This window comes from Paenibacillus antri (assembly GCF_005765165.1).
Lineage (GTDB): Bacteria > Bacillota > Bacilli > Paenibacillales > YIM-B00363 > Paenibacillus_AE > Paenibacillus_AE antri.
Genome location: NZ_VCIW01000001.1, coordinates 221778 through 235685 on the forward strand (window position 1 = coordinate 221778; position 13908 = coordinate 235685).

The 13908-nt window shown below is 45.3% G+C and carries 14 protein-coding genes and 1 pseudogene; 2 read left to right on the forward strand and 13 right to left on the reverse strand.

From position 1 onward, the window contains the following. The 6 genes from FE782_RS00790 to FE782_RS00810 all read right to left on the reverse strand — a co-directional run bounded on the left by FE782_RS00790 (nucleotide 1) and on the right by FE782_RS00810 (nucleotide 4833). Entirely contained in the window at nucleotides 1–807 is an 807-nt protein-coding gene (locus FE782_RS00790; RefSeq protein ID WP_138191520.1) for an ABC transporter permease, read from the reverse strand. Then, nucleotides 791–1786 carry an ABC transporter ATP-binding protein gene (locus FE782_RS00795; protein WP_138191522.1) on the reverse strand — a complete coding sequence of 332 codons (996 nt, stop codon included), beginning with the start codon at nucleotides 1784–1786 and terminating at the stop codon, nucleotides 791–793. Before FE782_RS00795 ends, FE782_RS00790 begins: the two co-directional genes overlap by 17 nt. A 4-nt stretch (nucleotides 1787–1790) precedes the next feature. After that, entirely contained in the window at nucleotides 1791–2795 is a 1005-nt protein-coding gene (locus FE782_RS33390; RefSeq protein ID WP_138191524.1) for a Gfo/Idh/MocA family protein, read from the reverse strand. A gap of 6 nt (nucleotides 2796–2801) precedes the next feature. Then, on the reverse strand, nucleotides 2802–3104 hold the full coding sequence (locus FE782_RS33170; protein ID WP_338016880.1) for an SPASM domain-containing protein: 303 nt from the start codon (nucleotides 3102–3104) through the stop codon (nucleotides 2802–2804). 260 nt (nucleotides 3105–3364) lie between these two features. After that, a complete protein-coding gene (locus tag FE782_RS32720; protein ID WP_238392286.1) occupies nucleotides 3365–3670 on the reverse strand; it encodes a radical SAM protein in 306 nt (101 codons plus the stop codon). A 695-nt stretch (nucleotides 3671–4365) separates the two neighbouring features. Beyond that, on the reverse strand, nucleotides 4366–4833 hold the full coding sequence (locus tag FE782_RS00810; RefSeq protein ID WP_138191526.1) for a hypothetical protein: 468 nt from the start codon (nucleotides 4831–4833) through the stop codon (nucleotides 4366–4368). 96 nt (nucleotides 4834–4929) lie between these two features. Here FE782_RS00810 and FE782_RS00815 point away from each other — a divergent pair, with 96 nt between their 5' ends. Together FE782_RS00815 and FE782_RS00820 are read left to right on the forward strand one after the other, a co-directional pair. Further along, complete coding sequence (locus tag FE782_RS00815) at nucleotides 4930–5328, forward strand: hypothetical protein (protein ID WP_138191529.1); 399 nt, start codon at nucleotides 4930–4932, stop codon at nucleotides 5326–5328. 416 nt (nucleotides 5329–5744) lie between these two features. Beyond that, nucleotides 5745–6851 carry a LeoA/HP0731 family dynamin-like GTPase gene (locus FE782_RS00820; RefSeq protein WP_138191531.1) on the forward strand — a complete coding sequence of 369 codons (1107 nt, stop codon included), beginning with the start codon at nucleotides 5745–5747 and terminating at the stop codon, nucleotides 6849–6851. A 378-nt stretch (nucleotides 6852–7229) separates the two neighbouring features. Here the strand turns inward: FE782_RS00820 and FE782_RS00825 are convergent, their stop codons facing one another. From FE782_RS00825 to FE782_RS00855, 7 genes and pseudogenes are all read right to left on the reverse strand, one after another. Beyond that, nucleotides 7230–8468 carry a protein kinase domain-containing protein gene (locus tag FE782_RS00825; RefSeq protein ID WP_138191533.1) on the reverse strand — a complete coding sequence of 413 codons (1239 nt, stop codon included), beginning with the start codon at nucleotides 8466–8468 and terminating at the stop codon, nucleotides 7230–7232. Nucleotides 8469–8781: 313 nt separating this feature from the next. Beyond that, complete coding sequence (locus FE782_RS00830) at nucleotides 8782–9204, reverse strand: HIT family protein (protein ID WP_138191535.1); 423 nt, start codon at nucleotides 9202–9204, stop codon at nucleotides 8782–8784. A gap of 154 nt (nucleotides 9205–9358) precedes the next feature. After that, nucleotides 9359–9799, reverse strand: a complete 441-nt coding sequence (locus FE782_RS00835; RefSeq protein ID WP_138191537.1) for a hypothetical protein — start codon at nucleotides 9797–9799, stop codon at nucleotides 9359–9361. Nucleotides 9800–9921: 122 nt separating this feature from the next. Beyond that, nucleotides 9922–10458: an orotate phosphoribosyltransferase gene (gene pyrE / locus FE782_RS00840; RefSeq protein WP_138191542.1), complete on the reverse strand. Its 537-nt coding sequence runs from the start codon at nucleotides 10456–10458 to the stop codon at nucleotides 9922–9924. A gap of 450 nt (nucleotides 10459–10908) precedes the next feature. Continuing rightward, a pseudogene (locus tag FE782_RS00845) lies at nucleotides 10909–12194 on the reverse strand (IS110 family RNA-guided transposase). Nucleotides 12195–12424: 230 nt separating this feature from the next. Beyond that, nucleotides 12425–12832, reverse strand: coding sequence for a GNAT family N-acetyltransferase (locus FE782_RS00850; protein WP_138191544.1), 408 nt, complete (start codon nucleotides 12830–12832; stop codon nucleotides 12425–12427). A 185-nt stretch (nucleotides 12833–13017) separates the two neighbouring features. Further along, nucleotides 13018–13656, reverse strand: coding sequence for a hypothetical protein (locus FE782_RS00855; protein WP_138191545.1), 639 nt, complete (start codon nucleotides 13654–13656; stop codon nucleotides 13018–13020). Between the last annotated feature and the right edge of the window lie 252 nt (nucleotides 13657–13908).

Sequence of the window (13908 nt, forward strand, 5' to 3'; positions counted from 1 at the left end):
TCATCCCCCCATTCCCGAATACTCGCGCAGTCCGGCTTTCCAGAGCACCCGTCCGAGAAGCAATAACAAGACGATCCAACCAAGTTGCATCAAGAGGCCGTCCAGGATTTGATGATCGGGAAGCCGACCGTTCAGCACGTTGATCGGGTAATAGATGGTATAAAAGAAAGGAAGAAAGCGCGAAACGGCATAAAACGTATCCCCGAATATTTCCAAGGGGAAAATGCCGCCGCTTATGATTTGCACAAGAAGGCCGGTAATGACGTATAAATAAGATATTTCCGCAAGCCAAAACGAGGCGCTGCTGATACAGTACGAAATCAGGAAGTTCAGCGCGAGAGCCAGGAACAAAGCAACGGCAAAGACGATCGCTCGTACGGGGCTTATTTCGACTGACCATACGGCGTTCAGAACGAGAAGAAGTAGGGCGACGATCAACAAAGAGATTCCGAAATAGAAAATCTTGCGACCTAGGAAGGAAACGATGCGAAACCCGAAATAACTGAAAGGCTTAATTAGATATTTATTTAAACCGCCTTGTTTAATATCTTCCTTAATGTCGTATTCGATCCCGCCCGTCGAGACGACCTTTGAGAGAATTCCCGCGAGAATCGTGTATAGAATTAACTCGCGAAAGGTGTATCCGTACATCGTAGACTTCTGAGCGAATATAGCTGTCCACATGAACCATTGAATGATAATGGGGAAGAATGCGCTAACGAGCTGAAGGACGAAGTCGAATCTGTATTCCATGGATTGCTGCATCCCGAGAGAGAATGTGATGGCGTACTTACGCAAGGTATGCATGCTCTTCCTCCCGTTGGTAGATGGCAGCGATACTTTCTTCGATCGGAATGTCCTCAATGGTAATGTCGAGGATTGGGAACTGATCGAGCAGAATCTTGGAGCAACGGTTCAGCTCGCTCTTATCCACCTCGATCAAAGCCGAATACCCGTCCTCTTGAATAACGCGACCGACGGAGGAGAGCGATTCGCTGTCGACGCGCTCGGAGAACGCGACCTTGATCCGCTTCGTATGGCTGAAGGCCGGGCTCATTCCGCCGAGACTACCGTCGTACATAATCCTGCCGTGATTTACGATAATACTCCGCTTGCACAGGTGTTCGATATCCTTCAGATAATGACTGGTCAGGACGATCGTCATCTTGTGACGTTCATTGTAGTACTTCAAGAAATCGCGAATATTGCGCTGCGACATGAGATCTAGGCCGATCGTCGGCTCATCCAGCAGCAACACACTAGGCTTATGGATGAGCGCTGCAATAAACTCCATCTTCATCCGCTCTCCGAGCGATAACCTTCGCACCTGTACGTTCAACTGCTCCTTCACTTGCAGCAGCTCCGTCAATTCGTTGAGTGTATCACGATATTCTTTATCGCCCACCTCGTAGATGCACTTGTTGAGATACAGCGACTCATGCGCCGGTAAGTCCGGCCACAATTGGTTTTTCTGCCCCATCACGATGGAGAAGCGCCGCTTGAAGTCGTTTTTTCTTTCCCAAGGGACGTACCCCATGACCGTGGCGCTTCCGCTCGTGGGATGGAGTATGCCCGAGAGCATTTTCAAGGTTGTTGTCTTGCCCGCGCCGTTCGGTCCGAGGAAGCCGACGATTTCCCCCTCTTCGATTTCGAAGGTAATCCGCTTGACCGCCTTCTTGGTCAATTGCTCCCGCCGAAATAGATTCTGAAAAGAGGACTTTAACCCTTCCCCTTTCATATAATATTGAAAGTCCTTCTCCAAATCTTTCACAGTTATGATCCCCATCGGTTCAACATCCCCTATCCGATTGCCCTTTTGTTTGCATCGCAAGTCTGCATTGCTCCATCCACAGTACTCGCTGCTCGATCTCCCCTATCGGGAGGTTCGTCGCTCTCCCAAGGACCACGTTTCGAAAGAACGACAGCTGATTGACATAGTAGTTCTGCGACGGGAAGGCGACTTTCTCCATTACCCCCGATTCCAAATAACGAATGTCCAGCGTAATCTTGAACGCGCCGAGACTGGCTCGGAAGAAGTTACTGATCCGTACTTCGGCTCCTTCGAACGTAAGCCAATACAAAGCTTCATACGGCATGTCGAACGAAAATAGCGCTTCCGCGCGCACCCCGCCGGTGAACGTAATGGCGGCCTTCGATGTCCAATCCGAACCGTTCGGACCGTCGAAGGAAGACTCCGCCTCGTAACGGAGCGGCTCGTCGGCCAGCACGGCCTGAAGAAATTGAATCCAGTAAGAACCTACGTCCAATAAAACGCCTCCGCCCCGTGTCGGGTCGCGGCGGTACTCTCCCTCCACCGTACGGGGAAGAGGCCTGGACATTTGCTGTCCGGATTCGGAGCAGGTGGCCAAATCGCCGATCCTGTATCCACTCCCGAAGGGTCGACTGCCAAGGATGGTGGCGAACCATGACCGCTTCCAGCAAGTGGATCCCAACTTCTCGCATGTGCGCCGAATCTCTTTCCATTCCCCTACGTTAAGGCATACCGGCTTTTCGACCAGTATATGCTTATTCTCGAGCGCCGCGCGAACGACCCAATCCTTATGAAGGTGATTCGCTAACGGGATGTACACCGCGTCAAGCTCGCGGCTCCGAAGCACGTCTTCATAGCTTCGGTACAGGTTAGCGACGTTCCACTTTTTGGCGCGTTCGGCGGCTTCGTCGAACCGGAGCGACGCTAGTGCATTCACTTGCACTCCCGGGCAGTAACGCAAAGGTTCGATGATGGATCGACTCACGACGCGCGCACAGCCGATAATACCTAACGAGACGGACATCTCCCTTTACCTTCCATTTAGATATAGCAAGATGCATTTTGAGCAGACCGGCATGAGGCCGCAAGACAACGTCTCCCGCATTTTGGCGAAAGCTTCTCCGTGCCAAAGCTCACCGACGTCTTGGATCAACAGATCGCCCACCTTGAACTCAGGGAATATTTTACACGCGCTTACCGTTCCGTCGGTCAGGACGTCGATTCGGTTGGAGATCGCAAGGCATTTCGTTCGGTTTTGAGCCGGCTTCTCCGAGCCCAGTACGAAGTCTCCTACTTCTTCCGGCTCCAGGGCGGGCTGGTAACGAATTCGTATTCCACTCCCGAGCGTGGATTCTCTTCATCTCGCCCAGTAGTGGTTGAATATTATCCGGCGACAGACGGAACTTGAAGGAATGCCAGCTTCTCCGTCCCTGGGCATGATCCGATAACCATCCGAAGTTCTGATCGAAATAATGATCCATCCGTTCCGACACTTCGTCGGGCAAATACCAGAGGAAACAAAAGTAAACCGTATCAATCCCCTTCTCCTCGAAATAATTCATAAAGTCGTATAGCTTCGTCACCATCGCGTCGTTAATCGAGAAGGCGATCGATGCCTTTCATAACTTTCCTGAATGTTCCTTTCCCCCGGATCGCATCGTTCTCGGCTTCGAAGCCCTCGACGCTGACCAAGATCGCAAGGTGCTCGGAAATTCGAAGGATCGAATTGAGCTTTTCTTCGATCAGCAGACCGTTCGTGCATAATACAGTCCATCGCGGGTCTTGTACCATCAGGTCTACGTAATCGTCCCATCTTGAATAGACGAGCGGCTCCCCGCCCCATAAAAACATGTTCGCTTTCGTTTCCGCCGTCTGCGCAAACAACTTCTGTACGACCACGAAGTCGATTTCTTCCTTGGCCGTGCCATATCCCAGTCCCTATGGTATCCTTCGCTGTTCCATTCGAAGCAGTGTTTACAGCGTAGATTGCAGCCGTTGGTCAGTTTAATGCCTACCTCTTGGGGGAGCTTCGTCGCGAAGACCGGGTTGTGCTCCAGCTCTTTACTCGTAATCGACATATATTTGATGGTTTTTTTTAGACGGTTAAAGGAGTCCTTATCTAACTTGACTTTAGTCTGTGGTTGCATGCTCTTCACCTCTATACATTGGTATTTTTCTTCGAATCCGCAGGAGACGCTCATTCATGCGGCGAAGTAGTTCGAAATCGAAATCTGTCCGCTTCCATTCTTCATAAGAGATGCCGAAGCCGAAGTGCTCCCACAGTTTTGCATTGTGCGATTCATATTCTCCGAAAGCGTCCAAATAAATCAGAGGCGTGGCTGTAAGCAGCGAGTCAAGTAGCGTCCCCCTGCCCGGCTTGCTAATAATCGCGTTACATGTGCTGGCCAGTTCGTACACTCCGTGGCGATCGTACCTCGCATGGTATGCAGTTACGCGGCCCTGAACGACTTCCCCCATCGGAGGAAAACCATGCTCTCCGTCCACGCCGGAATGCCAAGGCTGCCATTCCGGATCAGTCATGAAATAACGAACGTCATGCGAGGTATGGTCGGTTTCGCCCTCATAATAGGCAATCAGGTTATGCCGAACGGCCGTTCCTTTCGAAACAGCAACCCTTCGCGGTCCAATTGTTCGATGAGTCGTTCATAATCGCATCGTCCGCTCTCCCAAGCTAAAGACATCACGGTTAGACGACTCGATGCGCCCATGCTTCGAAGCTTTTTGTCCAATTGAAAGTTAATGAATCCCATCGACATTCTGGCGTTAATCTCTACAATGTGCCGGAGCGTGCCGTCAGCAAGCTTCATTGAATCGAAACAGACCGGCCCGAAGTAACCGTCTCTCCATAGCGCGTTGGCGGCTCCCCGGATATACGGGAAGTACCCTTGCCTGTCCAGTTGCTCCAGGAAGGCTGGCTCGGCCGACTCCGAACCCGAATAGTTGAAGCCGTTATTCCTCATGCACTGAACGCCTTCGATACTCACGGTACCGGAAGGGGCAATCTGCACGTAACACGAGAAGTCGAGCTCTTTCGCCAGCATAGTTCGAGAAGCAGCTCCACTCGCTTTCCTTTCCGTTCTTGCTTCTCGAAATAAACGAACAATCGCCGAACAGCGGCGGCGCTTTGCAATAAGAGGTTGCCGCTTCCGGAAACCCCCGTGCTTTGCGATACATCCTCGGATGGAATTACTTTTGAGAATGTACTGAAAAAGTATAACAAACTCCATTTTACAGTAGCTAAGATCATTGAGTTTACCCATGTAGGTTTGTTAAATGCAAAAACCAAGCTCATGGACGGGACACTAAGGGATAACTACTACATTGAAGAAGAAATTCAAAAATGCATTACAAATATAAAGAGAGATCGACAATTGAAGCGAGGGTATACAAAAAAGGATTTGATGAAGATTCTAAATATTGGTGAAAAGAGAATTAATTCAATAAAACTGCCAATCTGTACAAATAACTTGCTGTGCTTTCGCCCGGGTGGAAAAGGGGGCGATTTTGTAATATTTTCATTACTTTTTCCTCTTTAACTTACGGTGCCGGAACTTTAGCTTCAATTGGTTTATCTTCTCAAAATATTCTACTTGAAAAGTGAGGGCTGCATATAACATTCTTATACTAGATAGCGGTAACACTATCACAACGTCAACTGTCCAGCTATTCACAACATCGAAATATCCTTATCTTCCGTAGCCGAATACATCTTAACTGGTATGTTTACCAAACCAAAGCTAATTGAACCTTTCCAGACTTTCCATAGTATATCCATGCTTAGACAGTTACATTAGGTAAAAGCGCAAACAACCCTAAAATAAATGACGAGCGGTGTCTTCCGCTCCCGGGAATATCATCAGCAGAAAGGTCCTGCTTTTCTACAAGAACATTCCATGCATCGGCGATCCAGTGTTTCAAATCCACAATTTTCGTAATCAATAAGATGGATGAAGTGGCCGATTTAGATGACGACAAGGACTATGTTTATCATTCAAACATCAAGAGGGAAGTCGTTACAAATACACTTCAAGGCATTCTACCGACTAATATGGAACCTAGGGTGGTTTGTGTAAGCGGGAATCCATTCGACCAGGGACTGGATTATTGGCTAACCCGAGAAGAGGAGTACAATCAATTATCGCGGTTGCCTTATTTAATCCAAGCATTGCAGAAGTTTATCGACACATCCAAGACCGAACTTACAATAAAAGCCGGTGTCAGCGTTGTTCAGGATGCGGTACAACAACTGAGGTTGCAACTCCAAGGTATGAAAGACCAGCTCGCGGCACAGATCGAAGTATCCCAGAACCAAGGGAGAGAAATCGAGAAAACCGCAGATAAATTACAGAGGGACATATCCAAGAAGCATCTCCAAATTAAAGAGGAGATAATAACGTTACGTCAAGACGTCATGGTGTATCTGAACGGTGCGCCGGATAGGAAGCAGCTTCAAGTTCGGATTCAAGAGCGTCTTGGGCAAGAAGGGTATATCTTGCGGGAGCGCATCAATCTCATTATACAGAAATATACCGAACAGCTTTCTTCCGACCAAAAGCAACTTCTTAAAGAGGTTGAGACTTCGATCAAATTTCACAATCAGCTCCAGGACCAAATCTTAGAATGGTCAAAGAAAATGGGAGTAAACCTTGCTTCCCACCTGAACTCTCAGTCTACAAGAGCCATTGCTGATTCTATTATAAAATTAAGGGATATGTCTAACCTTGGTATAAAATTCAAACCTTGGGGCGCTATGAAATGGGCGAGTCGCGTCACCAAATTTGCCGCATGGCTTCCAGTAATCTTCGATACGATCACCACTATCAAAAAAATATATGACGAGCAAAAATTAGAAGGAGATAAACAGAAGTTGTCTGAGGAGCTCGAGGAACTGTTTCGTGGCTTCTTCGATTCCTTCACGTTGGAGGAGTATGCCGATACATATTTTAAACCCCTGAAAGGGACCTTGGAAGTCGTCAATAGTATTAAGAAGTCCATCGATGACTACATCGAACTATTAGCTAAAATAGAGCAAGCGATCAACGATCTAGAACAGCAATAAATTATTTCAAAGGGTTGGACAAGAGTTCGCTTAAGCAGGGCTCGAACTTCAAAGATTATGCCATTTTATTTCTTTTTTAGAAGTATGTTTCTATATAATTATTATTTTTAATATTAATACCCGCCGTGGGTTTAACGGCGGGTATTACAATTTGTTAAGCTATCGTCCCCGTCATTTAACGATCCATCCCCATCGCAGGCATCACCAACTGTTTTCAAAATCCTCATTTAACCAGTACCAACGTTCACCGTTATTTTGAACTAAACGATGAGCCACCCATCCGGATAAATTGAGCCACTACTCCGGTGGCGGAAGCCATCATAAACCCGCTTAGCTAACGGGCAATAGTCGGCGCGCCCACTTATGGCTATACCTATACTACAGAGACGGCACTCTTCGAACTTCATCACGTACTGTGTCAAACGCTGCCGCCATTTCGGTTACGGAAGAAAAGCGATGAGTAATATCCGGGTGTGTAGCTCGTAATAAGAAATCCTTTACACCCTTGCTTTTATCATAAAGTCCGTTCCCAAACTTCTTTCCGGTCAAGATGAAGTTAATGACTTGGGCAATGGAGTAAATTTCATGACCGACCTCATATTTATTAAATCCAACCCTCCCGAGGTCCGGGTCGTTCAGGGAGCCTTTAAGGCTAGAATCAATGCTAGTCAAACTACTCTCGGGGACTTTAACAAGTCCAAAATCCGATATCTTCAATATCTTGGTATCTTCATAAATCTGCACCAAAATATTGGTGTAGCTGACGTCGCGGTGTAAACGCCCCTTGCTGTGAATGTACGAAAATGCCCGGAACAGTTGTGTTATGAAGATAAGCCTCTCCTGCATTATAAGCTTTGTGTTGTTCACCGCAATATATTCGGCCAGCGTCTTACCATTTGCATATTCCATCACATATTCATTATTGACGTCGTCGTAACGGTAAACTCGAATTATGTATGGGGAATCGAATTTTTTTGTTTCTTCAAACTCATTTTTAAACCGTTCGAGCTCCTTCGCCGTAAGGGTTTTCTTGGCTTTCTTTAGGGCAAACCACTGGTTATAGAACGGATCTTTGTATTTAAACACGTCGGCATATGATCCCCCGCCTATCCCTTTAAGCACCAGTTTGTCCGATCCTTGTGGCCGTTTCACGGCAATAACATCAGATAGTGTAAATATTGGTTTATACTCGATTAGGTCGATAACGGGTATATCAGTGGGAATTGTACTTCCACCGGACTCATTTAGAAATGTGTGACAGGTATCCAGCACTGCTGCATATGAGGACTCTATTTTGAAATTAAACCGGCTGTTCTTAAGTGCAGCCTCCAAAACGCGGAGAGTTTTTATAGCTCTAATCAGATCCCGGCTAGGATTGGCGTTGAAATGTCCCCCATGTCCGCGAACATATTTTTGGTACATAAAACCGAGTAAATTATTGAATGCGGTATGCAGGGTAATAAATATATCCCGGAGTTCCTCGTTCTCGATGTCCTCATACAATTCAGCAAATAGCACTGTTGTGAAATCTGATGGGGAAAATAAAGTGTTTAGTTTTTTGGACTCAATGGAAATTATTCTTTCGATTTCTTTTTCTGTTAGTGCGATTGGATTCACCCCGCTTATACCGCGTTACGCTATGGAACTAATAACAACAAGATTAGTGGCGTACCCTTTATTACAACTGAAAACGTCAACCGGTTGTGGCCGGTTGACGTCAAACAAACGTCCCCGATAGTTCAACGATGAAGGCTTACCCTTGAGTTCTTATCCACTTGCTGTCTTGGTCTTCCCTCCATGCAATCCAACCAAGTGGGAGATCAAAGAGCAGATCGTCTCTTCAAGTTAGTTTCAATTCAATCTTCAACGCGTTTTGAGCGATCATTGCAGCATTACGCGGTAAATCACTCCCGTCGCGCTCTTGTCCCAGTTAATTGAATAGTTGATTTAAGACCCTAATGATTTTTTCTTTTGTTTGTGGCAAACGTTTCTCAGCACCATCTGGATGTAACGGTTCACCCCACGTAAATCCATCACCTTCATATCTTGGAATAAGGTGCATGTGATAATGAGTCAAATCGTTAAATTTCCCACCATCTTGACTCACTCTAATACCATCTGGCTTATATACATGCTTCAAGATAGTTGACAGCATTTGAGAGGCGTCCATGATGCTGTAAGCAGTTTCTTGGTCAATTTCGTCGACATCCAAGTAGTGTTTTTTAGGAAGGATTAGCGTGTGCCCTTCATTAAATGGAGCAATATCAAGTACACAAGTAATTAATTCGTTCTCAAATATAATATTCAAATTAGGTTCAATCCCATTAGCAATCCTACATCCCAAGCATTCCATTGCATCACCTCGTTAAATTAACTGTTGGTATTTACAAATAATTCGATTACCTTATTCAACTATCCTGCTCAGCTACTTCAATGAGCAACGGCAGCCCAACGTTTACCGGCTGCCATTGTGTCACGTGGAGCTAACGTCCCCAATAGTTGAACAATTATCTCCGTAATTCTAAGGAGGTTCCCCATGTCATATTAATTCTTGGTTTTGTTTGGAGTACGAGCGGCTTAACATAATTCTCCTCGTCAAATTCAAGAACTAAGCTTTCAAAATCGTTAGATTTTCTAATGGTTATGTCCTTGATGTTTTCTAAAATTATTTTGGTAAGTTCCTCTTCATATAGGTAAAGTCTTATTTGACCACTACGACTCGCTTCTTCAAAATCAAATTCAGCTTTAACTTTGTCTCGAATTACGTAAAAAGACACACTAGTGTACTGCCACGGTATCCCATCTTCAGAAAGCTGCGCATCGCATTCAAAAAGATATTCTAGCTCAAATAATTCAGGAGTTTTCAAAAAGACCACCTCGTAGCAAATTATGTTCTCCATTAAACTAACGCCAAACTGATCAGCAACTTCCTTTTTCTGAGCAGACACTAGTATAGAAACCTTAGGACTTGCGCTATTATTTCAACATTCTTCAAACGCTTCACCACGGCAGTGCTGAACGCAGAAAAGCGATGGATCGGCTCCATCGCTGCTGTCTAGTCCCCTTTAGCTTAATGCGTTGACATGCTTGCCTCGATTAGTTCCTCCATCTTAAACAAGGACAAGAACGTCAGTCCCGAATCCTCAAGATTATCTCTGCCTAGTTGTTCTCGCTCGATGACACACAATACATTGTTTACAGTGGCACCACCGGTTTTCAAATCTTGCGCACTCAACAATATTTGTCCGCCCGTCGTTACTACATCCTCGATGATGCAAATATTCTTACCTTGGAAATCAATGCCTTCAGCCAGTTTACAGGTTCCGTATTCTTTAGCTTTTTTTCTTACGAAAGCTACTGGGATTCCTGTCTTTAGAGAGAGTGCTGTTGCAATCGGAATTCCACCCATTTCAAGACCAGCCAAAACTTCAGTTCCAATCGGAATCAATTGCGACAAATGCTCGGCAATTTCGTTTAACAAAACGGGGTTAGATTCAAACAAATACTTATCAAAGTAATCATTGGACACTTTTCCTGATCTTAACTTAAAAGTACCTGTCAAATGTGCTGTTTTGTAAATCTCATTTGCTAATGCCAATCTTTCCATTTTGCACCGCCTCAAGTTTTCCTTTATTTTAACATACCATGATTGAACATAACTGCCCCGTCCCTCGGTTTTAACGGTTTATCTCACGTAAACTCAGTCATTCGCAGGATTTCGTCACCTTGAGTTGCTTGGGAACGACGTTGAAGAGGAGGAAAGTTAGCTGGGTACTCCATGAGAATGCTCATCAGGGCATGCGGGAATAGAAGAAATACCTTGGAATATTCCCCCAGGACGTTATCTACTGCACGCTTCCTCCACATAAGGCCCTGGTGTTTACCATCCCATGGCTCAACGGGTCTTCGCCCTTACATTCCATCGTCATACATTTCCAAGGTGTGGAGACCGACAGCGTTTAGCGGACGGGTCTAAGCCCTTATTGGGCAGTAACGCGGTTCTCCGTGCTTTCTTTGTTGAAATCCTACGAATGAGTCAATCTACGTAATACCAGAATTACGCGACCTGTGCGAGAACGCAGCTTACTTTTTCAGGCACAAAGGTTTCCCCTCTTTGAACGAGACCAATCAGAATCCTGGCTAATTCCCCCACCAATTTAAACACAGATTGCTGCTTCTTCATTTGCTTCACTTTGACGTTATGGTCATGCAGTTCACGAAATACCGGATTTACACCGATGAGTTGTATCGTTGCGAGATACAGATATTTTCGTAAGGTGGAATCTCCACGTTTAGATACAATAATCTGGCCCTTCCGCTTTCCTGACGTACTATCAGCCAGGTTAAGGCCAGCTTTTCGCAGCAACTGTCGACCGTGTGCATATTGTTTCAGATCGCCTGCACCGGATAAGATTGCTGCCACAAAGATCGTTCCTAAGCCCTTTATCGACCGCAGCTGGGTCGCTATCGGAATTTCGCTCAGTAGAGATGCGACTTGTTTCTCCATGTTTTCCAGCATACCCTCAATACGCTCATACTCTGTGATCAACCGCTTTAAGTCTTCCTTTGCCTCGCCTAAAGCCGTAGTGTCCCCCACACTCCGCTTGGCCTCTGAGATCAGCTCGGCTGCTTTAAGCATGCCTGTTGAGCCGCCGGCTCTTTGCATATGCTTTCTCCACGCCGTAATAACCTCTTCTACAGACTTGGCTGCGAGATCCTGTGGGGAGAACAATTCCTTTAACGTTGCCATTGAACGTTTGCAATGCCAATGCTTAAAAACCGATGTATACTCTGGAAAGCGAATATCCACCAGCGAATAATTCGATTCTGCAAACGGACACTGTTGGCCACCCAAAACTCCCGGTCGCTCATCATGGTGCGGAGTCTTTGATACACGTGAGATTGTTTTGTGTAGTCATAATAATAGCCCCGACTTACAATATCCGCGATGACTAGTGCGTCCTTCGGGTCACTCTTTGAAGGAGAATTATCGCGGTTTTCTTTGTTCCTTTTCGTCGTAGCCGGATTCACTAGGACGACGTTCATCCCTTTGCTTGTTAGCCAGTTGGCTAAGTTCCACCAATAATGCCCCGTCGGCTCCATGCCTATGAGAATGTTGTTCAACCGATGCTTTTGGTAGAGAACCTCCACCCAGCGATGCAGCTTTTCAAACCCTTCAATCGTGTTGTTAAATGAGAGATGTCGATTCGTGAGGATAATTCCGCGGTAATTTGTAGCTTGAGCCACATGCGTCTCTTTAGCCATATCGATGCCAACGACAAGATGAGAAGTGGTAATTCGTTCAATTCGTTGATTTTGCCCTTGGGATTGCTTAAACTTCATAATAAGAGCGCCTCCTTGATGGTGTTGGGTTTCGAACCCGTGGACAAACCCATCATACCGAGGCGCTCCTTTTTTGACAAAGACCATTTCTTAGCCTTAACAGGAATGTTTAACGCAGTGAAGCCGCCCGGTCGTTCCGGCAGCTTCGTCGTTGTTTAATGAAACTATCGTCCCCGTTACTTCAACATGAAGGAAGCCAACTAGATTGCGCTCCCGCAGAACAATACCCTTTAGATCTTTTTGGTAAGAAGTATTTCCAACGGTTGTGTATCAAGTATTAAGCACCCAGCATCTTTATATCCTAGTTTCCTATAAAAATGTTGGGCACCTTCGTCAGCTTGGGTGGAGGTCATGATTATTTTGTAGCCGCTCCGTTTCATTTGTTCTTCCCAAAAGAGGATAACTTGTTTTCCCACACCTTTACCTCGATTTTGTTCATCGACCCAAATCATGTTCATGAAAGGGGTGTTGTCCCAAAAGTATCCGTACCTCATCCAACCGATATTATGTTCATCTTTATCCCGGATAATATATATTTCAGTTCCCTTGATTTTTGACAGAATCAAGTTCTCGGAAATATGACGGTCGCGTTCTCTAATGTATTCATAGTCCGAGTCATTTGCAAAATCTATCCTCATTTAAACTTCCCCCTTGTGGTACATAGCAGTAGTAATAAGAATTTCCCAAATATCTAATTTACCCCGAACAATAGATCTCACCTATATTGAACATTTCTGCTCCGATAGCTGGGCAATTGTGCGGAATGCAGATAAATGCAATGGATCGGCTCCATCGCTAAATTCTTGTTCACGTAAACTTACTCCTAGCGCAATGGGTATATAAGTTGAATACCTGTTTCTGAAACTAACCCCTCATAAACTGCGTAATTGTGGTCCGCACCTACAATACACAGGAGTCGTTTTCCCGAATGCTTCTTAACTGCATTCTTAATCCTTTGAATCATGATTAGATGTCTGCATGTATACCTGAATAAATGTGATTGAGGATTAACTTTTTCCAACCATAAGTATTTTTGCTTTGTGATGTTATCCCATTCTGTAGAATTAAATGGCAGTACACTGGAATCCAAGGCTGTGAGCTGTTTTTCAAACCATCGATCTAACTCAGCGTTATATTCGCCGCGAATCTCCTTGTTGAAACCGTTGAATGGATCAAAATCCATCCAAACATCAAGCTCGACCCAATCTATTGGTTCAAAACCATATTTCTTCTCTTCACACAAAGGGAATATTAAATCCCAATACTCGCTAGGAGGTTCTCCCCAATACCCTCGGTAATCACGGTCTCGCTGGTAATGTTCCCAACTGGTGGGAAGTACCTCTCCACAGATCACATCGGGACTGAAGTCCAATATCAATTCCTTAATAAGATCCAATGTTAAATTGTGTTTTCGTCTTAATTGATCGTCATGAACTACTCCCAAAATTCCGACCGTTGTCACGAAAGCGCCTCCCACTTAGCCCACATTAATCAAAAACCTAATAACCCATCAATTATTAATAACGAACCAATTGTTGGAAAGTTGCGCATTACTGCCAGCTTGTTGAATAGCCGTGCAGAACACAGTAAAAGCGATGGTTCGGTTCCATCGATGTGCTCTCAACCTGATATACACTGTTATATTGTTCCAATTACTCTCAATATGTTTTATACTTTGATTTAGCGCACGATTTTTAAATATAGAGGGGTTTTG

Bases quoted from the DNA above. Each gene is read 5' to 3' on its own strand.
- FE782_RS00790 (WP_138191520.1), bottom strand. From the start codon at position 807: ATGCATACCTTGCGTAAGTACGCCATCACATTCTCTCTCGGGATGCAG.
- FE782_RS00830 (WP_138191535.1), bottom strand. From the start codon at position 9,204: ATGGAATGCTTGGGATGTAGGATTGCTAATGGGATTGAACCTAATTTG.
- FE782_RS00850 (WP_138191544.1), bottom strand. From the start codon at position 12,832: ATGAGGATAGATTTTGCAAATGACTCGGACTATGAATACATTAGAGAA.
- FE782_RS00795 (WP_138191522.1), bottom strand. From the start codon at position 1,786: ATGGGGATCATAACTGTGAAAGATTTGGAGAAGGACTTTCAATATTAT.
- FE782_RS00810 (WP_138191526.1), bottom strand. From the start codon at position 4,833: ATGCTGGCGAAAGAGCTCGACTTCTCGTGTTACGTGCAGATTGCCCCT.
- FE782_RS33390 (WP_138191524.1), bottom strand. From the start codon at position 2,795: ATGTCCGTCTCGTTAGGTATTATCGGCTGTGCGCGCGTCGTGAGTCGA.
- pyrE (WP_138191542.1), bottom strand. From the start codon at position 10,458: ATGGAAAGATTGGCATTAGCAAATGAGATTTACAAAACAGCACATTTG.